The organism is Aeromonas sp. 600774 (genome assembly GCF_049175075.1).
GTDB lineage: Bacteria > Pseudomonadota > Gammaproteobacteria > Enterobacterales > Aeromonadaceae > Aeromonas > Aeromonas veronii_A.
The window spans coordinates 155,243-176,553 of the sequence record NZ_JAAKUJ010000012.1; the positions used below are offsets into that span (position 1 = coordinate 155,243).

At 57.1% G+C, this 21,311-nt stretch carries 18 protein-coding genes and 3 tRNA genes; 15 read left to right on the forward strand and 6 right to left on the reverse strand.

Translation table 11 applies throughout. The features are described from left to right. Positions 1 to 27: 27 nt before the first annotated feature. A complete protein-coding gene (locus G5171_RS14590) occupies positions 28 to 459 on the reverse strand; it encodes a DUF417 family protein (RefSeq protein ID WP_421260360.1) in 432 nt (143 codons plus the stop codon). Between the two features lie 13 nt (positions 460 to 472). Next, positions 473 to 1,006 carry a carboxymuconolactone decarboxylase family protein gene (locus G5171_RS14595; RefSeq protein ID WP_421260361.1) on the reverse strand — a complete coding sequence of 178 codons (534 nt, stop codon included), beginning with the start codon at positions 1,004 to 1,006 and terminating at the stop codon, positions 473 to 475. A gap of 103 nt (positions 1,007 to 1,109) precedes the next feature. Here G5171_RS14595 and G5171_RS14600 point away from each other — a divergent pair, with 103 nt between their 5' ends. Next, positions 1,110 to 1,943, forward strand: coding sequence for a cupin domain-containing protein (locus G5171_RS14600; RefSeq protein ID WP_421260362.1), 834 nt, complete (start codon positions 1,110 to 1,112; stop codon positions 1,941 to 1,943). Positions 1,944 to 1,983: 40 nt separating this feature from the next. On the opposite strand, the gene G5171_RS14605 is transcribed toward G5171_RS14600, so the two are convergent. Both G5171_RS14605 and G5171_RS14610 read right to left on the reverse strand, forming a co-directional pair. Then, a complete protein-coding gene (locus tag G5171_RS14605) occupies positions 1,984 to 3,339 on the reverse strand; it encodes a TrkH family potassium uptake protein (RefSeq protein WP_421260363.1) in 1,356 nt (451 codons plus the stop codon). Then, positions 3,336 to 3,989 (reverse strand): potassium channel family protein, encoded by a 654-nt coding sequence (locus G5171_RS14610; protein ID WP_421260364.1) that lies wholly within the window; start codon positions 3,987 to 3,989, stop codon positions 3,336 to 3,338. The genes G5171_RS14605 and G5171_RS14610 overlap by 4 nt, the downstream gene beginning before the upstream one ends. A 127-nt stretch (positions 3,990 to 4,116) precedes the next feature. Between G5171_RS14610 and murB the strand changes: the two genes are divergently transcribed. Then, a complete protein-coding gene (gene murB / locus G5171_RS14615) occupies positions 4,117 to 5,154 on the forward strand; it encodes a UDP-N-acetylmuramate dehydrogenase (protein WP_421260365.1) in 1,038 nt (345 codons plus the stop codon). Continuing rightward, positions 5,151 to 6,116: a bifunctional biotin--[acetyl-CoA-carboxylase] ligase/biotin operon repressor BirA gene (gene birA, locus G5171_RS14620; protein WP_216979944.1), complete on the forward strand. Its 966-nt coding sequence runs from the start codon at positions 5,151 to 5,153 to the stop codon at positions 6,114 to 6,116. The genes murB and birA overlap by 4 nt, the downstream gene beginning before the upstream one ends. Before the next feature lie 80 nt (positions 6,117 to 6,196). Here the strand turns inward: birA and coaA are convergent, their stop codons facing one another. After that, a complete protein-coding gene (gene coaA, locus G5171_RS14625; protein ID WP_421260366.1) occupies positions 6,197 to 7,135 on the reverse strand; it encodes a type I pantothenate kinase in 939 nt (312 codons plus the stop codon). Then, a complete protein-coding gene (locus G5171_RS14630) occupies positions 7,132 to 7,281 on the reverse strand; it encodes a hypothetical protein (RefSeq protein WP_157188376.1) in 150 nt (49 codons plus the stop codon). Before G5171_RS14630 ends, coaA begins: the two co-directional genes overlap by 4 nt. Before the next feature lie 117 nt (positions 7,282 to 7,398). On the opposite strand from G5171_RS14630, the gene G5171_RS14635 reads away from it, so the two are divergent. The 12 genes from G5171_RS14635 (at position 7,399) to rpoC (ending at position 21,161) form a co-directional block, all read left to right on the forward strand. Next, a tRNA-Tyr gene (locus G5171_RS14635) sits at positions 7,399 to 7,483 on the forward strand. Positions 7,484 to 7,521: 38 nt separating this feature from the next. Continuing rightward, positions 7,522 to 7,596 (forward strand) — tRNA-Gly (locus G5171_RS14640). Positions 7,597 to 7,764: 168 nt separating this feature from the next. Next, positions 7,765 to 8,949, forward strand: a complete 1,185-nt coding sequence (gene tuf, locus G5171_RS14645) for an elongation factor Tu (protein ID WP_074042664.1) — start codon at positions 7,765 to 7,767, stop codon at positions 8,947 to 8,949. 53 nt (positions 8,950 to 9,002) lie between these two features. Continuing rightward, positions 9,003 to 9,079: transfer RNA gene (locus tag G5171_RS14650), tRNA-Trp, on the forward strand. Positions 9,080 to 9,139: 60 nt separating this feature from the next. Next, entirely contained in the window at positions 9,140 to 9,511 is a 372-nt protein-coding gene (secE, locus tag G5171_RS14655; protein WP_005306322.1) for a preprotein translocase subunit SecE, read from the forward strand. A gap of 33 nt (positions 9,512 to 9,544) precedes the next feature. Next, entirely contained in the window at positions 9,545 to 10,072 is a 528-nt protein-coding gene (nusG, locus tag G5171_RS14660; protein WP_019840195.1) for a transcription termination/antitermination protein NusG, read from the forward strand. Between the two features lie 134 nt (positions 10,073 to 10,206). Then, positions 10,207 to 10,635, forward strand: coding sequence for a 50S ribosomal protein L11 (rplK, locus tag G5171_RS14665; RefSeq protein WP_005339887.1), 429 nt, complete (start codon positions 10,207 to 10,209; stop codon positions 10,633 to 10,635). Positions 10,636 to 10,639: 4 nt separating this feature from the next. Then, the gene (gene rplA / locus G5171_RS14670) at positions 10,640 to 11,341 is read left to right on the forward strand and encodes a 50S ribosomal protein L1 (RefSeq protein ID WP_005339888.1); all 702 of its coding nucleotides are present in this window, start codon (positions 10,640 to 10,642) and stop codon (positions 11,339 to 11,341) included. 256 nt (positions 11,342 to 11,597) lie between these two features. Further along, the gene (rplJ, locus tag G5171_RS14675) at positions 11,598 to 12,098 is read left to right on the forward strand and encodes a 50S ribosomal protein L10 (RefSeq protein ID WP_005339895.1); all 501 of its coding nucleotides are present in this window, start codon (positions 11,598 to 11,600) and stop codon (positions 12,096 to 12,098) included. 51 nt (positions 12,099 to 12,149) lie between these two features. Continuing rightward, complete coding sequence (rplL, locus tag G5171_RS14680; protein WP_005341840.1) at positions 12,150 to 12,512, forward strand: 50S ribosomal protein L7/L12; 363 nt, start codon at positions 12,150 to 12,152, stop codon at positions 12,510 to 12,512. Between the two features lie 224 nt (positions 12,513 to 12,736). Continuing rightward, positions 12,737 to 16,765 carry a DNA-directed RNA polymerase subunit beta gene (gene rpoB / locus G5171_RS14685; protein WP_005341838.1) on the forward strand — a complete coding sequence of 1,343 codons (4,029 nt, stop codon included), beginning with the start codon at positions 12,737 to 12,739 and terminating at the stop codon, positions 16,763 to 16,765. Positions 16,766 to 16,856: 91 nt separating this feature from the next. Beyond that, the gene (gene rpoC, locus G5171_RS14690) at positions 16,857 to 21,161 is read left to right on the forward strand and encodes a DNA-directed RNA polymerase subunit beta' (protein WP_421260367.1); all 4,305 of its coding nucleotides are present in this window, start codon (positions 16,857 to 16,859) and stop codon (positions 21,159 to 21,161) included. The last annotated feature ends 150 nt before the right edge of the window (positions 21,162 to 21,311 follow it).

Sequence of the window (21,311 nt, forward strand, 5' to 3'; positions counted from 1 at the left end):
GCGCCAAAGGCGTTGTTGTCAGGCTGCCTAAGTGGGCAAGTTGGCACGGATCCTGTGCTGGTAGTGCATAACCACACCGAGAAACACCAGATCCTTGAAAATGAAAAACTCGGTGACTGGTACCCCGTCGACTACCTTCCAGACCCCTGTCAGGGTCAGCAGAAAGCTCAAAGTGACTAGGAAGATAACGATAGCCCCCATGCTGCACCAGTAGCCGATACGGGGTTGCCACAGGCCCACGACCAGCCCGACGGCGATCACTATCTCGGCCAGCCCGATCAGGTTCGACACGCTCTGGTCCGATAGCGGGCCATAGAGCCAGCTCATCAAGGGGTGGCTGGCTACCAGCGGTTTGATGGCGGCTGCCTCTGTCGGGGTAAACTTGAATACGCCGATCCAGAGCAGGGTCAATACCACGCCCGCCAGGGCGACCAGAAAGCCTTTGTCATGTTGCTGCATGGGGGCTCCTTGTTTAAGGGGTCAGAGTGACGGGCGGGAAGTCGATCTCGGTCGCCGCCAGGTGGTTGCCATAGTTGGTCAGGGTATTGACCACCACCTGGCCGAGCACCTCCAGCAGCAGCTCGTCATCTACGCCTGCGGCACGGGCGCTAGCCAGTTGCTCGTCACTGATCACCCCGCGCTGGTTGACCAGTGCCGTTGCCAGTTGCAACAGGGCGTGATCAAGGGGAGCCGAGGCCTGGCCGAGTCGGGCAGCCCGGATCTCCTGGGCCGAGAATCCGGCCTTGCCCGCCAGCAGTGTGTGGGCAGAGAGGCAGTATTGGCAGGCGTTGGCTTGGCCAATAGCCAGTGCCAGCAATTCCCGTTGTGGGGCAGTGAGGCGCCCCTTGCCAAGAGCCTCGGCAAAGCCCAGGAAGCCATTGAGCAGGGCTGGCGAGTGGGCCAGGGTGGCGTAGAGGTTGGGTACCATACCCAGATTGCGTTGCAGGGTGGCCAGGGTCTGGGCAGCTGCGGATTGCGGTTGGGATACGGGTTGGATACGGCTCATGATGTACTCCTGTGTGTTTGTGAAGGTACGGGAGACAGTGTGCCGTCATTCGTGATACGGTTTATCACTCATCGTCTGCAAATAAATACTATTCGTCTCAAATATGGATCCGCTCTCTGCCCTGTTGGTTCATGCCTCCCCCGAAGCCAAGATCTTCTTCGCCGGCAACCTGTGCCAGAACTCCTCCAGTGATGATTACCCGAGTGGCGGACATCTTCATCTGCTGCGCAGTGGTGCCGTCATGCTGCGTGAAGAGGGGGTGGGGGGCAGCTTGTTGCTCGAGGAGCCGACCCTTATCCTGTTCCCTCGGGGACATCCTCACAAGCTTGAACCCAGAACGCTGGGGGGTTGTGATTTGGTGTGTGCCAATGTCGCATTCGGCAAGGGGGGCGCATCGCCGTTGCAGCTGGCATTACCGGGCTCGCTGGTGCTGCCGCTACGTGAGTTGCCTGCCCTGACGCCGGTGCTGAGTCAGCTGTTTGACGAGGCGTTTCACCCCCGCTACGGGCAGGATCCGCTGATCTCCCGCTTGCTGGAGGTACTGTTGATCCTGCTGCTGCGTCATCTGGTCGAGCAAGGGGTGTGTCAGCAGGGGATGCTGGCAGGTATTTCCGATCCCCAGTTGGCCAAGGCGATCTCGGTGATGCATCAGCGTGGGGATGAACCCTGGACGGTGGCCACGCTGGCGCGGGAGGCCGGCATGTCGCGGGCCCGCTTTGCCGCGAAGTTTCAGGAGCGGGTCGGTCAAGCGCCGCTTGGTTATCTGACCCACTGGCGCATGGCGCGCGCCTGCCAGCAACTGTTGACGGGGGAGCCCATGGTGCAGGTGGCGCTGGGGGCGGGGTACAGCAGCAGTGTTGCCTTTGGTCGGGCATTCGAGCGGGAGCTGGGGGTGAGCCCGGGGCGCTGGCTCAAGGCGCAGCAACAAGCCGAATAAAAAACGGGGCAGCCAGTGGCTGCCCCGTTTTCATAACCGGTCAGCCGGTATAGACGTTCTCTTCCGGATAACGGATGCGGGTCTCGACCGGGCGGGCCAGCATAAAGGCCAGAGTCAGGGGGCCGAGACGGCCGCAGATCATCACCAGCACCAGGATCAGCTTGCCCGGCTCGCTCAGGGAGGCGGTGATGCCGGTCGAGAGGCCGACGGTGGCAAATGCCGAGATGGTCTCGAACATGATTTTGTCGAACGGCAGATCCTCGGTCACCATCAGCAGGAACATCGCCAGCATCAGCACCATGGTGCTGACGATGATGATTGCCAGCGATCGGGTCACGATCTGGGGCGACAGGGTGCGGCCAAAAGCGGTGACATGGGGCCGTTTGGTCAGAAATGCCTTGGTCGCCAGCAGCACGACTGCGAAGGTGGTGACTTTGATACCACCACCGGTCGAGGTGGCACCGGCACCGATAAACATCAGCATCATCAGGAACAGCAGCGCCGCCGGGGTCATCAGCCCGATATCTATGGTATTGAAACCGGCGGTACGGGCGCTGGCAGACTGGAAGAAGGCAGCCAGCAGCTGGCCACCGACACCGGCCTTGCCGAGGGTGCCGGGGTTGTTGTGTTCCAGCAGCCAGAACATCAGGGTACCGGCCAGCAGCAGGGCCGGGGTCATCAGCAGCATCAGCTTGCTGTGCAGCTTCAGCTTGCGCCAGCGGCGGTTGCGCACCAGATCGACGATGACGGTAAAGCCGATCCCCCCCAGGATCAGCAGGCCGGCGATGGTCAGGCTGATGATGGGGTCGTCTCTATAGTCGATGAGGTTGTTGGCAAAGAGCGAAAAACCGGCGTTGTTGAAGGCCGAGACCGCGTGGAAAAAGCTGACATAGAGGCCGTGCACCCACCCCATCTCGGGCACCCAGCGGATCGCCATGATGCCGGTGCCGATCAGCTGGGCAATAAAGGCGAACAGCACGATCCGTTTGACCAGTTGAATGATGTTGACCGAGCCCTCCTGTCCCAGCGCCTCCTTGGCCAGTACCTGTTGGCGCAGACCGACCCGCTTGCTGAAGATGGCTATCAGCAGCAGGGTCATGGTCATCTGGCCCAGACCGCCGATCTCCATCAGTATCAACAGGAAAATCTGCCCTTGCAGGGTGAAGGCTGTGCCGGTATCCACCACGCCAAGACCGGTCACGCTGATGGCCGAGGTGGCGGTAAACAGAGCGTTGACGAAGGTGACCTCGCCATTGTGGCTGGAGGGTTGTACCAGAAAGATGGTGCCAATCAGCAGAATGATCAGAAAGCTGCCGAGGATCAGCCGGGCTTCGCTCCAGCGAGAGTCCTGCTCCCGATGGAGGGCGAAGGCGTAGCTGCTGCGCCAGTTGATCATAGGGTTTCGAGCCAGTGGTCGATGGCGTGCTTGTTGCCCGCCAGGATCAGGATGTCGCCCAGTTGCAGCTCCATCTTGCCGGTCAGCACGTTGTGCAGCACGTCACCACGCTTGATGGCGAGCAGCTGGAAATCGCTCTGTTGCAGCAGGTGGAAGTCGCCTAGTTCCCGGCCGTTCTGCTGCAGGCCGATCACGAACTCGGTCAGCACCATGTCGTGGCCCAGCTCCAGATAGTCGAACAGCCGGTTGTCCAGCATGCTCTGGGCGACCCGACGGCCCATGTCCCACTCCGGGTTGATCACCTTATCGGCGCCCACTTTCTGCAGGATCTTGGCGTGGAACTTGTCGCGCGCCTTGACCCACACCTTCTTCACGCCCGCCTCTTTCAAGACGAGGGTGGTGAGGATGCTGGTCTCCAGGTTGTCACCGATGGCAACGAAGACGATATCGAAATTGGCCAGTCCCAGCTCGGCGATTGTGGCCTCGTCAGTGGCATCCGCCACGATAACGTGATTGCAGAGTGCGGCGATTTGCCGAGTCTTGCTCTCGTCGATATCGATGGCCAGTACTTCGGCATCTTGCCGCTGCAGCTCTTCGCACAGCGCGCTGCCAAACAGGCCCAGGCCGATGACGGCAAACTGGTTGTTCATGAGTTGTTCCTCAGCAGTTGAAGTCGCCTACTCTAAACCACTGTTATTCCCCCGAAAAGGGCTCGGGTTTTTCGTCATGGGGTAACTTGAGGTAGACTGCGCCCTTGCACCAAGCCGGGATAGACCGATGAAACTGAATGCCAACGCCTCCTTGTTGAAGCTCAACACCCTTGCCCTCGATGCGTACTGCCTCTGGCTGGCAGAGGTGGAGCAGGTTGCCGATCTGGCGACCCTGCGTGCCGATCCACAGCTCAACCAGTTGCCTCGCCTCAATCTGGGCGGCGGCAGCAACATGCTCTTCACCACCGATTTTCTCGGTCTGGTGGTGCTCAACCGGCTCAAGGGGATTACCGCTGAAGATGGTGGCGATCACTGGTTGCTCCATGTGGCGGCGGGTGAAGATTGGCATCAGCTGGTGCGCCATACCTTGCAACAGGGCTGGTTCGGGCTGGAGAATCTGGCGCTCATTCCCGGTACGGTCGGTGCAGCGCCGGTGCAGAACATTGGCGCGTATGGCGTTGAGCTGGCCGACTTCTGTGCCTATGTCGAGGCGTTCAACTGGCAGAACGGCGAAATTGAGCGGATCGCGGCGGCAGAGTGCCACTTCGGTTATCGCGACAGCATCTTCAAGCACGAGTATCAGGATTCCCACCTGATCACCGCCGTCGGGCTCAAACTGCCCAAGGCGTGGCAGCCGGTGCTGGGCTATGGCCCGCTGGCAGCGCTCGGTGACACACCTTCTGCGCAGGCCATCTTCGATACCGTCTGTGCCACCCGCATGGCCAAACTGCCGGATCCCGCCGTGCTCGGCAATGCGGGCAGTTTCTTCAAAAATCCGGTGGTGCCTGCGGCGCTGGCGGAGTCGCTCAAGGCGCGCTATCCGCAGATGCCCTGCTATCCGGCCGGAGAAGGGCAGGCCAAGCTGGCGGCGGGTTGGCTCATCGATCAGTGCGGCCTGAAAGGCTTCGCCATCGGCCGCGCCGCCGTCCATCAGGAGCAGGCGCTGGTGCTGGTCAATCTGGGGGGCGCCAGCGCCATGGAGCTGATCGCGCTGGCGGCCCATGTCCGCGATAGCGTGGAACAAAAGTTTGGCGTGGCACTGGAGCATGAGGTGCGCTTTATGGGCGCGCAGGGCGAAACCTGGCTCGACGAGGTGCTCTCATGACCTTGACTCCCATCAGACAGACCCTGATCACCCTGCTCAGCGACGGCCAGTTTCACTCCGGCGAACAGCTGGGTGAGCAGCTCGGCATCAGCCGGGCGGCGGTAAGCAAACACATGGCGGCGCTCAAGGAACTGGGGCTGGATCTCTTTAGCCTGACCGGCAAGGGCTACCGGCTGGCGGTGCCGATGGCGCTATATGATCAGGCTACCTTGCAGGAACTGGCACCGATGGCGCCGGTGCACTGTTTTCCGGTCATCGGCTCGACCAACCAGCACCTGCTGGATCGGGTCAATGAGCTGCGCTCCGGCGAGAGCTGTCTGGCCGAGTGTCAGACAGCCGGGCGCGGTCGTCGTGGCAAACCCTGGATTTCGCCGTTCGGTTGCCAACTGATCCTCAGCATGTACTGGCGACTCGAACAAGGCATGGCGGCGGCCATGGGGCTCAGTCTGGCGGTCGGCGTGGCAGTGGTTGAAGCGCTGGAGAGCCTTGGCTATCAAGGCGTCGAGCTCAAGTGGCCCAACGATCTCTACTATCAGGGCCGCAAGCTGGCGGGCATTCTGGTGGAGATGAGCGGCAGTGCCGGTGCCAGCTGTCATCTGGTGATCGGTATCGGCCTCAATCTGGCGATGCCGGCCCGTGAAGGGGAGAAGATCGATCAGGCCTGGGCCGAGCTGCGCCACATCAATCTCGAGCTGGTCGACCGCAATGAGCTTGCCGCCCGGATGATCGTCTATCTGCAGCAGGCGCTGCAGACCTTCGAGCAACACGGTCTGGCGAGCTTTGTCGAGCAGTGGAATCGGCTCGACCATTTCGCTGGTCGCCCCGTCCGTCTGTTGATGGGGGATCAGGAGATCCGCGGTATCGCCCGTGGTATCGACGATCGCGGAGCCCTGCGGCTGGAGACGGGCGAAGGGGTCAAATTCTATCTGGGGGGGGAGCTCTCCCTGCGCCGGGGCGACTGAGGGTCAGCAAGGCCGCTCATGATGCCAAACAGAAGAGGGGGCCTGCGGGCCCCCTCTTCGTTATCCGGCAACCGCCGTCATCATTTGCGCAGCTTGATCTGCTCGATGGCGTGCTCATGGCCCTTGGTCATGATGAGGTTGGCTCGCTCACGAGTTGGCAGGATATTCTCTTGCAAATTCAGATAGTTGATATCTTGCCAGATATTGCTGGCGATCCGAGTTGCCTCACTCTCCGTCAGCTTGGCGTAGTTATGGAAATAGGAGTCGGGATCCGAGAAGGCGCCGCTTCTGAACTTGAGGAAGCGTTCGATATACCAGGTACGCAGCAGGTCGGCATCGGCGTCCACATAGATGGAGAAGTCGACGAAGTCCGATACGAAGACCCGATGGGGCTCCTGAGGGTAATCCATGCCGCTTTGCAGCACATTGAGCCCTTCCAGGATCAGGATGTCCGGTTGCTCTACCACCTTCTTCTCGTCAGGGATGATGTCGTAGATAAGGTGGGAGTAGACCGGTGCTTCCACCTTCTCGTGACCGGCGCGGATATTAGCGACAAACTCCACCAGATGGCGGATGTCGTAGGATTCCGGGAACCCCTTGCGGCGCATCAGGCCGCGCTCTTCCAGTACCTTGTTGGGATAGAGGAAGCCGTCGGTGGTGACCAGCTCCACCCGAGGGTGTTCCGGCCAGCGCTCCAGCAGGGCCTGCAGAATACGGGCCGTGGTGCTTTTACCCCCCGCCACGCTGCCGGCAATACTGATGATGTAGGTGCCCTTGCCGCGAGACTGACCGAGAAACTGCTCCAGCACCCGGCTGCGACGCTGTTTGGCTTTAACATAGAGATTGAGCAGGCGGGAGAGGGGCAGGTAGATCTCTTCCACTTCCCGCAATGACACCTTCTCGTTGATCCCGCGCAGGGTCTGCAGATCGTGTTCGGTCAGGGTCAGGGGGACCGAATCGCGCAATAACGCCCATTGTTCGCGGGTGAATTGCAGATAGGGGTTATGCTCTGTCGTCATGGTGTCATCACTGTTTCTTGGGCACGGCGACCATACACCAAGGGTGGGGGAGCGACAAGGGACGCAGCAGGATTGGCTGATTTCCAGCCGCTTTTTTGCAAACTTCCCAGCAATAAAGCGTATTTTGCCAGGTTCAATGGTTGCATCCCCCAAATCCTTACAATAAAATGCGCGACGCTTGGATGTCTGTCGTCTATTTGCCGTGCAAAAGCGATAAAAACAGTGGGTGCAAGCAGAATTACCGCTGTGACAATCTGGCATCTGGAGGGGTTCCCGAGCGGCCAAAGGGATCAGACTGTAAATCTGACGGCTCTGCCTTCGAAGGTTCGAATCCTTCTCCCTCCACCATATTTCTCTGCGGTTTGAGTTCTTTGGGTTAGAGAAATGCGGGCATCGTATAATGGCTATTACCTCAGCCTTCCAAGCTGATGATGCGGGTTCGATTCCCGCTGCCCGCTCCAAGATGCTGATATGGCTCAGGCGTTAGCAGAGCCGCACCCTAGGGTGAGTTCGGCAAGCGAACCAGCCATCAGTACCTCTCTCTTTCCCACCAGATTCAAATCCATCATATAAACTGTTCTGTGGTTAGCTTGCCACCGCGTACTCAGCGTTAGTTTAGAGGGACGATCATGTCTAAAGAAAAATTTGAGCGTAATAAACCGCACGTTAACGTGGGTACCATCGGCCACGTTGACCACGGTAAAACCACCCTGACTGCAGCTATCACCAACGTGCTGGCCAAGCACTTCGGTGGTAAAGCTTTCGCCTTCGACCAGATCGACAAGGCACCGGAAGAGCGTGAGCGTGGTATCACCATCAACACCTCCCACGTAGAATACGACACCGCTACCCGTCACTACGCACACGTAGACTGCCCGGGTCACGCCGACTACGTTAAAAACATGATCACCGGTGCTGCCCAGATGGACGGCGCGATCCTGGTGGTAGCAGCGACTGACGGCCCGATGCCGCAGACTCGTGAGCACATCCTGCTGGGTCGTCAGGTAGGCGTTCCGTACATCATCGTGTTCATGAACAAGTGTGACATGGTAGATGACGAAGAGCTGCTGGAACTGGTCGAGATGGAAGTTCGTGAACTGCTGTCCGAGTACGACTTCCCGGGTGATGACCTGCCGGTAGTCCGTGGTTCTGCACTGAAAGCGCTGGAAGGCGAAGCTCAGTGGGAAGAGAAGATCCTGGAACTGGCTGGCCACCTGGACAGCTACATTCCGGAGCCGGAGCGTGCGATTGACCAGCCGTTCCTGATGCCTATCGAAGACGTATTCTCTATCGCTGGCCGTGGTACTGTAGTTACCGGTCGTGTAGAGCGCGGTATCGTCAAAGTTGGTGAAGAAGTGGAAATCGTGGGTATCAAAGATACCACCAAGACCACCTGTACCGGCGTTGAAATGTTCCGCAAGCTGCTGGACGAAGGTCGTGCAGGCGAGAACATCGGTGCACTGCTGCGTGGCGTGAAGCGTGAAGACGTAGAGCGTGGTCAGGTACTGGCCAAGCCGGGCACCATCAAGCCGCACACCAAGTTTGAATCTGAAGTGTACGTGCTGTCCAAAGAAGAAGGTGGTCGTCATACCCCGTTCTTCAAAGGCTACCGTCCGCAGTTCTACTTCCGTACTACTGACGTGACCGGTACCATCGAACTGCCGGAAGGCGTAGAGATGGTAATGCCGGGTGACAACATCAAGATGGTTGTTACCCTGATTGCGCCGATCGCGATGGACGACGGCCTGCGTTTCGCTATCCGTGAAGGTGGCCGTACCGTAGGTGCTGGTGTTGTAGCTAAAGTTATCGCTTAATCTTTGGCTTACATAAATAAAGCAAAGCCCCTATAATAGGGGCTTTCTTATGCAGGGGCGTAGTTCGAATTGGTAGAACAGCGGTCTCCAAAACCGATGGTTGCGGGTTCGAGTCCTGCCGCCCCTGCCATATACCTCGTCTCGTACGGGGCTTTTGTGTCTTTGGTTACGTCAGATACAGGTGGGTTGTATGAGTGTTAGTTCTGAGAGCCAGGGCGGAAGCAAGGATACCCTGCTTTGGGGCCTGGTTTTCATTATCCTGGCGGCCGCTGTAGTGGGTAATTACCTGCTCAACGATGTTGTCGCTGCCGTCCGCGCCCTGGGTGTGGTCGTTGTCATTGCTGCTGCTGGTGCAGTAGCCCTGCAAACCACCAAGGGAAAGGCAACACTGGCATTCGCCCGTGAGTCTCGCCTGGAAGTCCGCAAGGTCGTATGGCCGACCCGTCAGGAAGCCATTCAGACAACCCTGATTGTGCTGGCGGTGACCGCCGTGATGGGGCTGCTGCTGTTCGTTCTGGACGGTGCCTTGGTCTGGTTGGTCAACCTGATTACCGGTGTGTAAGGATAAGCCATGACTGAACAACGTGAACAACGTATGAGATGGTATGTCGTGCAGGCTTTTTCCGGCTATGAAGGCCGTGTAGCCAAGTCCCTGCGCGAGCATATCAAGATGCATGGCATGGAAGACATGTTCGGTGAAGTACTGGTCCCGACCGAAGAAGTGGTCGAGATGCGTGCTGGCCAGAAGCGCAAGAGTGAGCGCAAGTTTTTCCCGGGTTATGTCCTGGTCCAGATGATCATGGATGAAACCACATGGCACCTGGTGCGTAACGTACCGCGTGTCATGGGCTTCATCGGCGGTACTTCCGACCGTCCGGCACCGATCTCTGACAAAGAGGCCGATGCCATCCTGAACCGTCTGCAGGATGCCCACGACAAGCCGCGTCCGAAAACCCTGTTTGAACCGGGTGAAATGGTGCGGGTTGCTGATGGTCCGTTTGCCGACTTCAACGGTACCGTTGAAGAGGTCGATTATGAGAAGAGCCGCGTGAAGGTCTCTGTACTGATCTTCGGTCGTTCTACTCCTGTTGAACTGGATTTTGGTCAGGTCGAGAAGGGCTGATTGAATTCTGTACGTTTAACGGTTGTCAGGGGCAGCGAATATCTCTATAATTCGCTGCCCCTTTATTAGTTGGGGAGCCGTTTGCAGGAGCAAGTCTCCGAGGCGCTAGAACCCATTTTTGAGGTATTTTCCTAATGGCTAAGAAAGTCACAGCTTATATCAAGCTGCAGGTTGCTGCTGGTGCAGCCAACCCGTCTCCTCCCGTTGGTCCTGCACTGGGTCAACACGGTGTTAACATCATGGAATTCTGTAAGGCGTTCAACGCTCGTACAGAGAAGCTGGAAAAAGGTTCACCGACTCCGGTCGTGATCACCGTTTACAGCGACCGTTCCTTCACCTTCGAAACCAAGACTCCGCCTGCTTCCTTCCTGCTGAAGAAAGCTGCTGGCATCAAGTCTGGTTCTTCCAAGCCGAACAAAGACAAGGTTGGTAAGGTGACCGTTGCCCAGCTGCAAGAAATCGCCAAGACCAAAGAGCCGGATATGACTGGTGCCGATCTGGATGCAAAAGTACGTTGCATCGCAGGCTCCGCTCGTTCCATGGGTCTGGTAGTGGAGGATTAAGACAATGGCTAAACTTTCCAAGCGTATGCGCGTTATTCGCGAAAAAGTTGACGGTACCAAAGAGTACTCCATCAACGAAGCCATTGCCCTGCTGAAAGAACTGGCTACCGCCAAGTTCGTTGAAAGCGTTGACGTTGCTGTCAACCTGGGTATCGACGCTCGTAAATCTGACCAGAACGTACGTGGTGCTACTGTACTGCCGCACGGTACCGGTCGTGACGTTCGCGTTGCCGTATTTACCCAAGGTGCCAACGCCGAAGCAGCTAAAGCTGCCGGTGCTGACCTGGTAGGTATGGATGACCTGGCCGATCTGGTCAAGAAAGGCGAGATGAACTTCGACGTAGTTATCGCATCCCCGGATGCCATGCGCGTTGTTGGTCAACTGGGTCAAATCTTGGGCCCGCGCGGCCTGATGCCTAACCCGAAAGTTGGTACTGTAACCCCGAACGTTGCCGAAGCCGTCAAGAACGCCAAGGCTGGTCAGGTTCGTTACCGTAACGACAAGAATGGTATCATCCATACCACTCTGGGTAAGGTTTCTTTCAACGAAGTTCAGCTGAAAGAAAACTTGGAAGCTCTGCTGGTTGCCCTGAAAAAAGGCAAGCCCTCTTCCGCCAAAGGTCAATTCATCAAGAAAGTCAGCATCTCCACCACCATGGGTGCCGGTGTTGCCGTAGACCAAGCTTCTCTGGAAGCTCAGGCCTAATTGATGGGTTTTACAAGGCGCAAAATTTAATCTATAATTTTGCGCCTTGATTGGTTGGGGGTTTCGACCTCCGTCCAAGACCGCAGGAGGCTGCAAAGCCTTAATGTTTCCTGCGTAGACGGTGCCGGAAACCCAGCGAGAAAGATTCTTTCTCTTCTGGAATCCTGCTACCGCATCGTTCCCCTCTGTTGTAAAGGTAGGGGGGATGTGTCAGTACTGGGTCATTTGACCCGGATTCAATCCAGGAGTTAAGCCAATGGCATTGGGACTCGAAGACAAAAAGGCAATTGTTGCTGAAGTCAACGAAGCTGCCAAAGGCGCTCTTTCTGCAGTTGTTGCCGATTCTCGCGGTGTCACTGTAGACAAGATGACCGTCCTGCGTAAAACCGCTCGTGAAGCCGGTGTGTACATGCGCGTTGTGCGTAACACCCTGCTGCGTCGCGCGGTAGAAGGTACCGAATACGAGTGCCTGAACGACGCATTTACCGGTCCTACCTTGATTGCTTTCTCTAACGAACACCCGGGCGCTGCTGCTCGTCTGTTCAAAGAGTTTGCCAAAGCGAACCAAAAGTTCGAAATCAAGGCTGGCGCTTTTAACGGTGAGTTTATCGCCGCAGCACAAATTGATCGTCTGGCCACGCTGCCGACTTACGAAGAAGCAATTGCGAAGTTGATGGCGACTATGAAAGAAGCCTCTGCTGGCAAGCTGGTTCGTACTATCGCTGCTGTTCGCGACCAGAAACAAGCTGCTGCTTGATTCTCGCCTATTTAGGCTGTTTGAGTTTATTCAACATCAGGAATTTTTGTCATGTCTATCACTAAAGACCAAATCATCGAAGCCGTTGCTTCCATGTCCGTAATGGAAGTTGTTGAGCTGATCGAAGCTATGGAAGAGAAGTTCGGTGTTTCTGCCGCTGTTGCTGTTGCTGCCGGTCCGGCCGCTGAAGCAGTAGAAGAGAAGACCGAGTTCGACGTAGTTCTGACTGCTGCCGGTGCCAACAAAGTTGCCGTCATCAAAGCCGTTCGTGGCGCTACCGGTCTGGGCCTGAAAGAAGCCAAAGATCTGGTAGAAGCTGCTCCGGCTAACCTGAAAGAAGCCGTCTCCAAAGACGAAGCTGAAGCTCTGAAGAAAGAGCTGGAAGCTGCCGGTGCTTCTGTTGAGATCAAATAATCTGCATTTATGTAGATTAGCCTGATAAAACAGGCTAGGGCTGGTGAATTTTTGTTCACCAGCCTTTTTGCGCTGTAGACTGAGAGCATTTCACACCGTTTACGACTCTCGGTGCACCAGCAATCCGGACTGTCTTCTTTCGTCCGGGCCAACACAAAACGGTGTTGAGACAGAGCTGTCCCGCGGGACAGAGTGGGTCACTTATCAGCGAGCTGAGGAACCCTATGGTTTACTCTTATACCGAAAAAAAACGCATTCGTAAGGACTTCGGTAAGCGAGACCAGGTACTGGACACGCCTTATCTGTTGTCCATTCAGCTGGACTCCTTCAAGCAGTTCATCGAGGCTGACCCGGAAGGTGAATATGGCCTAGAGGCCGCTTTCCGTAGCGTTTTCCCGATCACCAGTTACTCCGGTAGTGCTGAGCTTCAGTATGTCAGCTATCGCCTGGGTGAGCCGGTATTTGACGTAAAAGAATGCCAGATCCGTGGAGTGACCTACTCCGCGCCGCTGCGTGTCAAGCTTCGTATGGTTCTGTACGACCGTGAAGCAGCTGCCGGCACCGTCAAAGACATCAAGGAACAAGAAGTATACATGGGCGAAATTCCGCTCATGACCGAGAACGGTACCTTTGTTATCAATGGTACCGAGCGGGTTATCGTTTCCCAGCTGCACCGCAGCCCGGGCGTCTTCTTCGACCACGATAAAGGCAAAACACATTCATCCGGTAAGGTGTTGTATAACGCCCGCGTTATCCCCTACCGTGGCTCCTGGCTGGACTTCGAGTTCGATGCGAAAGACAACCTGTTTGTCCGTATCGACCGTCGTCGCAAACTGCCGGCATCCATCATTCTGCGCGCCCTGGACTTCACTTCCGAAGAGATCCTGGCCACCTTCTTCGAAACCATCGGTTTCGAGGTCAAAGATGGCAAGTTGATGATGGATCTGGTGCCGGAGCGCCTGCGTGGCGAAACTGCGACCTTCGACATCGTGGCCAATGGTGCCGTGGTTGTTGAAACCGGTCGTCGTGTGACTGCCCGTCACATCCGTCAGCTGGAAAAAGATGCCGTTACCCAGATTGAGGTACCGGTTGAGTACGTTGTTGGCAAAGTTGCTGCCAAGGACTACGCACATCCGCAAACTGGCGAACTGGTAGTGGCAGCCAACCAGGCTCTGAGTCTGGAAGCGATTGCCAACCTGTCCCAGGCCGGCTTCAAGCATTTCGAGGTTCTGTTCACCAACGAACTGGACCACGGTGCCTACATGTCCGAGACCCTGCGCGTCGATTCCAGCACCAACCGTCTGGAAGCGCTGGTAGAAATCTACCGCATGATGCGTCCGGGCGAGCCGCCGACACGTGAAGCAGCAGAGCAGCTGTTCGAAAACCTGTTCTTCTCTGCCGAACGTTACGACCTGTCTACCGTAGGTCGGATGAAGTTCAACCGCCGTCTGGGTCGTGAAGACGAGACTGGCGCTGGCGTACTGACCAAAGACGACATCGTCGATGTGATGAAGCGCCTGATCGACATCCGTAACGGTAACGACGAAGTGGACGATATCGACCACCTGGGTAACCGTCGTATCCGTTCTGTCGGTGAAATGGCTGAAAACCAGTTCCGCGTCGGTCTGGTGCGTGTCGAGCGTGCGGTCAAGGAGCGTCTCTCCCTGGGCGACCTGGACACCCTGATGCCGCAGGATCTGATCAACGCCAAGCCGATCTCCGCCGCAGTCAAAGAGTTCTTTGGTTCCAGCCAGCTGTCCCAGTTTATGGACCAGAACAACCCGCTCTCCGAAGTGACCCACAAGCGCCGTATCTCTGCGCTGGGCCCGGGCGGTTTGACTCGTGAGCGTGCCGGCTTTGAAGTCCGAGACGTACACCCGACCCACTACGGTCGTCTGTGCCCGATCGAGACTCCTGAAGGTCCGAACATCGGTCTGATCAACTCCCTGTCCGTGTACTCTCGTACCAACGAGTACGGTTTCCTCGAGACCCCGTACCGCAAGGTCATTGACGGTGTGATCACCGACGAAGTGGACTACCTGTCTGCTATTGAAGAAGGCAAGTACGTGATCGCACAGGCTAACGCCGCGACCACCGAAGATGGCCGTCTGAAAGATGAATTGATCCCGTGCCGTCACAAAGGTGAATCCACCTTTATGAACGCCGACCAGATCCAGTATATGGACGTGAGCCCGCAGCAGATCGTATCTGTGGCAGCGGCCCTGATCCCGTTCCTGGAACACGATGACGCGAACCGCGCATTGATGGGTTCAAACATGCAACGTCAGGCTGTACCGACCCTGCGCGCTGACAAGCCGCTGGTAGGTACCGGTATGGAACGCGCTGTGGCCGTTGACTCCGGTGTAACCGTAGTGGCCAAGCGTGGCGGCATGATCGACTACGTCGATGCCTCCCGTATCGTTATCAAGGTAAATGAAGATGAGCTGATGCCAGGCGAAGCCGGTATCGACATCTACAACCTGACTAAATACACCCGTTCCAACCAGAACACCTGTATCAACCAGCGTCCTTGTGTGATGTTGGGTGAGCCGGTCATGGCTGGCGACGTACTGGCTGACGGCCCGTCCACCGATCTGGGTGAACTGGCTCTGGGTCAGAACATGCGCGTCGCGTTCATGCCGTGGAACGGTTACAACTTCGAAGACTCGATCCTGGTGAACGAGCGTGTTGTTCAGGAAGATCGCCTGACCACCATCCATATCCAGGAACTGGCCTGTATCTCCCGTGACACCAAGCTGGGTCCGGAAGAGATCACTGCTGACATCCCGAACGTGGGTGAAGCCGCTCTGTCCAAGCTGGACGAGTCCGGTATCGTCTACGTGGGTGCCGAAGTGAAGGGCGGCGACATTCTGGTCGGTAAGGTAACGCCGAAAGGTGAAACCCAGCTGACTCCGGAAGAGAAGCTGCTGCGCGCCATCTTCGGTGAGAAGGCGTCCGACGTGAAGGACTCTTCCCTGCGTGTACCGAACGGTGTGTACGGTACCGTGGTTGACGTGCAAGTCTTTACCCGCGATGGCGTGGAAAAAGACAAGCGCGCCAAAGAAATCGAAGAGATGCAGCTGAAGGAAGCGAAGAAGGACTTGACCGAAGAGTTCAAGATCCTGGAGGACGGCATTTTCGGCCGCTCTCGCAACCTACTGCTGGCCGCCGGTTACAGCGAAGATCGTCTGAACAAGCTGGAGCGTTCCAAGTGGTTTGAACTGGCCATCGAAGATGAAGCCAAGCAGACCGAACTGGAGCAGATCGCTGAACAGCACGTTGAGCTGAAAGCCGAGTTCGACAAGAAGTTCGAGAACAAGCGTCGCAAGATTATCCAGGGTGATGATCTGGCGCCGGGCGTACTGAAAATCGTCAAGGTTTATCTGGCAGTCAAGCGTCGCATCCAGCCGGGTGACAAGATGGCGGGCCGTCACGGTAACAAGGGTGTTATCTCCAAGATCTGTCCGGTCGAGGATATGCCTCATGACGAGTTCGGCCGTCCGGTCGACATCGTACTGAACCCGTTGGGCGTACCGTCTCGTATGAACATCGGTCAGATCCTCGAAGTGCACCTGGGCCTCGCGGCCAAGGGTATCGGCGAGAAGATCGATCGCATGGTCAAAGAGCAGCGCGAGCTGCACGAGATGCGCAACTTCCTGCAACAGGTCTATGACCTGGGCGAGAAGGACACCCAGCAAGTGAACATCGCCGAACTGTCTGACGACGACGTACGTACCCTGGTGGGTAACCTGCGTAAGGGTTTGCCGGTTGCTACTCCGGTCTTTGATGGTGCCAAAGAGCGCGAAATCAAAGCCCTGCTGAAGCTGGCCGATCTGCCGGAGTCCGGTCAGATTGATCTGTTCGATGGCCGTACCGGTAACCGCTTCGAGCGTAAAGTAACCGTTGGTTACATGTACATGCTCAAGCTGAACCACCTGGTCGACGACAAGATGCACGCGCGTTCTACCGGTTCTTACAGCTTGGTTACCCAGCAGCCGCTGGGTGGTAAGGCTCAGTTCGGTGGTCAGCGTTTCGGTGAGATGGAAGTGTGGGCCCTGGAGGCTTACGGTGCGGCATATACCCTGCAGGAAATGCTGACCGTCAAGTCTGACGATGTGAATGGCCGTACCAAGATGTATAAGAACATCGTGGATGGCGACCACCGTATGGAGCCGGGCATGCCCGAATCCTTCAACGTATTGCTGAAGGAAATCCGCTCTCTGGGTATCAACATCGAGCTGGACGAAGAGTAAGAGCTCGCTCTTATTGTTCGAGAATTGACGTGGGCGCCCCGCTGTTTTGGCAGCCGGGGCGCCGAGGTTAGACTCCTGACAGGGGAAACACGTGAAAGACTTACTCAAGTTTTTGAAGGCTCAGACCAAGACCGAAGAGTTTGACAGTATCAAGATCGGTCTGGCCTCTCCTGACATGATCCGCTCCTGGTCATTCGGTGAGGTCAAAAAGCCTGAGACCATCAACTACCGGACTTTCAAGCCGGAGCGTGATGGTCTGTTCTGTGCCCGTATCTTCGGACCGGTGAAGGACTACGAGTGTCTGTGCGGCAAGTACAAGCGCCTGAAACACCGTGGTGTGATCTGTGAGAAGTGCGGCGTTGAAGTGACCCAGACCAAGGTCCGTCGTGAGCGTATGGGCCACATCGAGCTGGCCAGCCCGACTGCCCACATCTGGTTCCTGAAGTCCCTGCCGTCCCGTATCGGTCTGCTGCTGGACATGACCCTGCGCGACATCGAGCGTGTGCTCTACTTCGAATCTTTCGTGGTAATCGAGCCGGGCATGACCAACCTCGAACGTAGCCAGATGCTCTCTGAAGAGCAGTACCTAGACGCGCTGGAAGAGTGGGGCGACGAATTTGACGCCAAGATGGGTGCCGAAGCAATCCTGGCATTGCTGCGCGCTATCGATCTGGAAGGTGAAGTCAAAACCATGCGTGAGGAGCTGGATCAAACCAACTCCGAGACCAAGCGCAAGAAGACCACCAAGCGCCTGAAGCTGATGGAAGCGTTCCTGCAGTCCGGCAACAAGCCGGAGTGGATGATCATGACAGTGCTGCCTGTGCTGCCGCCGGACCTGCGTCCGCTGGTACCGCTGGACGGCGGCCGTTTCGCGACTTCCGATCTGAACGATCTGTACCGTCGCGTGATCAACCGTAACAACCGCTTGAAGCGTCTGCTGGATCTGGCTGCTCCGGACATCATCGTGCGCAACGAAAAGCGTATGCTGCAAGAGTCCGTCGATGCGCTGCTGGATAACGGCCGTCGCGGTCGTGCCATCACCGGTTCCAACAAGCGCCCGCTGAAATCCCTGGCCGATATGATCAAGGGTAAGCAGGGTCGTTTCCGTCAGAACCTGCTCGGTAAGCGTGTCGACTACTCCGGTCGTTCCGTGATCACCGTAGGCCCGACTCTGCGTCTGCATCAGTGCGGTCTGCCGAAGAAGATGGCGCTGGAACTGTTCAAGCCGTTCATCTATGGCAAGCTGGAAACCCGCGGTCTGGCGACCACTATCAAGGCCGCCAAGAAGATGGTGGAGCGCGAAGAAGCTGTCGTTTGGGATATCCTGGACGAAGTGATCCGCGAACATCCGGTTCTGCTGAACCGTGCACCGACTCTGCACCGTCTGGGTATCCAGGCATTCGAACCGACTCTGGTCGAAGGCAAGGCAATCCAGCTGCACCCGCTCGTTTGTGCTGCGTATAACGCGGACTTCGATGGTGACCAGATGGCGGTTCACGTACCGCTGACCTTGGAAGCCCAGCTGGAAGCGCGTGCGCTGATGATGTCTACCAACAACATCCTGTCGCCAGCCTCCGGTGAGCCGATCATCGTTCCTTCTCAGGACGTGGTCTTGGGTCTGTACTACATGACCCGCGCCCGCATCAATGCGAAGGGTGAAGGTATGGTGCTGTCCGGCCCGAAAGAGGCCGAGAAAGTGTACCGTGCTGGTCTGGCCGACCTGCATGCTCGCGTCAAGTGCCGCATCACCGAGTACGTGAAGAACGAAGCCGGTGAGCTGGTTGCCAAGACCGAGATGAAGAACACCACCGTTGGTCGTGCGATCCTGAGCCTGATCCTGCCGAAAGGTATGGAATACGCCCTGATCGACGAGCCGAAGGTGCTGACTGCTGCCGAGCAGGCCGATCTGGAAGCCAATCCGCAGAACTGGATCAAATGCGTATCCAACAAGGCGCTGGGCAAAAAGCTCATCTCCCGTCTGCTGAACACCTGCTATCGCAAGCAGGGGCTGAAGGACACCGTTATCTTCGCTGACCAGCTGATGTATACCGGTTTCCACTACGCGGCGCTGTCCGGTGCTTCCGTTGGTATCGATGACATGGTCATCCCGGATGCCAAGAAAGAGATCATCGCAGCAGCCGAAGCCGAAGTTGCCGAGATCCAGGACCAGTTCCTGTCCGGTCTGGTAACTGCGGGCGAACGTTACAACAAGGTTATCGATATCTGGGCCAGCGCCAACGAGCGCGTCTCCAAGGCCATGATGGAGAACTTGTCCAAAGAGCGTAACGTCAACTCGCTGGGTGAAGAAGAAGAGCAGGCCTCGTTCAACAGCATCTTTATGATGGCTGACTCTGGTGCGCGTGGTTCCGCCGCTCAGATCCGTCAGCTGGCCGGTATGCGTGGCCTGATGGCCAAGCCGGATGGCTCCATCATCGAGACTCCGATCATCGCGAACTTCCGCGAAGGTCTGAACGTACTGCAGTACTTTATCTCTACCCACGGTGCTCGTAAGGGTCTGGCGGATACTGCACTGAAGACTGCGAACTCCGGTTACCTGACTCGTCGTCTGGTAGACGTGGCGCAAGACATGGTGATCACCGAGGACGATTGCGGCACTACCGACGGTCTGTGGATGACTCCGCTGATCGAGGGTGGCGACGTGGTCGAGCCGCTGCGTGAACGCGTGCTGGGTCGTGTGGTGGCAGAAGATGTCATCAAGCCGGGTACCGAGGACGAGATCCTGGTTGCTCGCAACACCCTGCTCGACGAGCAGCTGTGTGACCTGCTGGAACGCAACTCCGTTGACCGTGTGAAGGTGCGTTCTGCCATCACCTGTGAAACCGACTTCGGTAACTGTGCTCACTGCTATGGCCGTGATCTGGCCCGTGGTCACCTGGTTAACAAGGGTGAGGCTGTCGGTGTTATCGCCGCCCAGTCCATCGGTGAACCGGGTACCCAGCTGACGATGCGTACTTTCCACATCGGTGGTGCTGCATCTCGCGCCGCTGCTGAAAGCAGCATCCAGGTCAAGAACACAGGTACCATCAAGCTGCAGAACGCCAAGTTCGTTCATAACAGCGATGACAAACTGGTTATCACCTCACGTTCTACCGAACTGACCATCATGGACGACATGGGCCGTACCAAGGAAAGCCACAAGCTGCCTTACGGTTCTGTGCTGGAAGTGAAGGACGGCCAGGCCGTGAGCGCTGGTGAGACTGTTGCCAACTGGGATCCGCACACCCACCCGATCATCACCGAAGTGGCAGGTCGCCTGCAGTTCGAACACATGATCGATGGCGTGACCATCACTCGTCAGACCGACGAGCTGACCGGTCTCTCTTCTATCGTTGTTCTGGACGTCAACGAGCGTCCGAGCGCCGGTAAAGAGATGCGTCCGACCGTTAAACTGGTCGACCTGAACGGCAAAGACGTGATGATCCCGGGTACCGATGTCGCCGCCCAGTACTTCCTGCCGGGCAAGGCGATCGTGAACCTGGAAGATGGTGCCAACGTGGGCGTGGGTGACGCGGTAGCGCGTATCCCGCAAGAGTCCGGCGGTACCAAGGACATCACCGGTGGTCTGCCGCGCGTTGCGGATCTGTTCGAAGCACGTCAACCGAAGGAACCGGCAATTCTGGCCGAGATCTCCGGTACCATCTCCTTCGGGAAAGAGACCAAGGGCAAACGCCGTCTGGTCATTACCCCGACCGATGGTGGCAACGTCTACGAAGAGATGATTCCGAAGTGGCGTAACCTGAACGTGTTCGAAGGTGAAAAAGTTGAGAAGGGTGAAGTGCTGGCAGACGGTCCTGAGTCTGCTCACGACATCCTGCGTCTGCGCGGTATCAGCCCGGTCGCCAACTACATCGCCAACGAAGTGCAGGACGTATACCGTCTGCAAGGCGTTAAGATCAACGACAAGCACATCGAAGTCATCGTTCGTCAGATGCTGCGCAAGTGCGAGATCCTGAGCGCTGGCGATACCGATCTGATCGAGGGCGAACAGGTTGAAGTGGCTCGCGTGAAGATTGCCAACCGTAAGCTGGTTGCCGAGGGCAAGACCCCTGCGACCTACCGTCATGTACTGATGGGTATTACCAAGGCATCTCTGAGCACCGAGTCCTTCATCTCTGCGGCTTCCTTCCAGGAAACCACTCGCGTTCTGACCGAAGCCGCCGTAGGTGGCAAGCGTGATGAACTGCGTGGTCTGAAAGAGAACGTCATCGTGGGTCGTCTGATCCCGGCTGGTACCGGCTTTGCCTACCACCATAGCCGGATCAACCAGCGTGCCGCCGCAGCTCGTGCTGTTGGTACCCCGCAGGTGACCGCTGATGAAGCGGAGCAGAACCTGGCGGATCTGCTGAACGCAGCCGGTAGCTTCGACGAAGAGTAACTCGTCATCCGTGATTAAAAAGGGCTCCTTCAAGGAGCCCTTTTTGTTGGCCAATTCCTCGGCAAAGGTAGACGCAGCGCGGGTTTCAGGATGATCCAGAGCAAAGTTGTAGAGTAAAAAATCAAAAAAAGTTGACTTTACTCCCCTGCA

Coding starts and splice junctions, on each gene's coding strand:
- birA (WP_216979944.1), top strand. CDS start 5,151: ATGACCTTGACTCCCATCAGACAGACCCTGATCACCCTGCTCAGCGAC.
- coaA (WP_421260366.1), bottom strand. CDS start 7,135: ATGACGACAGAGCATAACCCCTATCTGCAATTCACCCGCGAACAATGG.
- G5171_RS14605 (WP_421260363.1), bottom strand. CDS start 3,339: ATGATCAACTGGCGCAGCAGCTACGCCTTCGCCCTCCATCGGGAGCAG.
- rplA (WP_005339888.1), top strand. CDS start 10,640: ATGGCTAAACTTTCCAAGCGTATGCGCGTTATTCGCGAAAAAGTTGAC.
- G5171_RS14610 (WP_421260364.1), bottom strand. CDS start 3,989: ATGAACAACCAGTTTGCCGTCATCGGCCTGGGCCTGTTTGGCAGCGCG.
- rpoB (WP_005341838.1), top strand. CDS start 12,737: ATGGTTTACTCTTATACCGAAAAAAAACGCATTCGTAAGGACTTCGGT.
- murB (WP_421260365.1), top strand. CDS start 4,117: ATGAAACTGAATGCCAACGCCTCCTTGTTGAAGCTCAACACCCTTGCC.
- G5171_RS14630 (WP_157188376.1), bottom strand. CDS start 7,281: ATGCAACCATTGAACCTGGCAAAATACGCTTTATTGCTGGGAAGTTTG.
- G5171_RS14595 (WP_421260361.1), bottom strand. CDS start 1,006: ATGAGCCGTATCCAACCCGTATCCCAACCGCAATCCGCAGCTGCCCAG.
- nusG (WP_019840195.1), top strand. CDS start 9,545: ATGAGATGGTATGTCGTGCAGGCTTTTTCCGGCTATGAAGGCCGTGTA.
- G5171_RS14590 (WP_421260360.1), bottom strand. CDS start 459: ATGCAGCAACATGACAAAGGCTTTCTGGTCGCCCTGGCGGGCGTGGTA.
- rplJ (WP_005339895.1), top strand. CDS start 11,598: ATGGCATTGGGACTCGAAGACAAAAAGGCAATTGTTGCTGAAGTCAAC.
- G5171_RS14600 (WP_421260362.1), top strand. CDS start 1,110: ATGGATCCGCTCTCTGCCCTGTTGGTTCATGCCTCCCCCGAAGCCAAG.
- rplL (WP_005341840.1), top strand. CDS start 12,150: ATGTCTATCACTAAAGACCAAATCATCGAAGCCGTTGCTTCCATGTCC.
- secE (WP_005306322.1), top strand. CDS start 9,140: ATGAGTGTTAGTTCTGAGAGCCAGGGCGGAAGCAAGGATACCCTGCTT.
- rplK (WP_005339887.1), top strand. CDS start 10,207: ATGGCTAAGAAAGTCACAGCTTATATCAAGCTGCAGGTTGCTGCTGGT.
- tuf (WP_074042664.1), top strand. CDS start 7,765: ATGTCTAAAGAAAAATTTGAGCGTAATAAACCGCACGTTAACGTGGGT.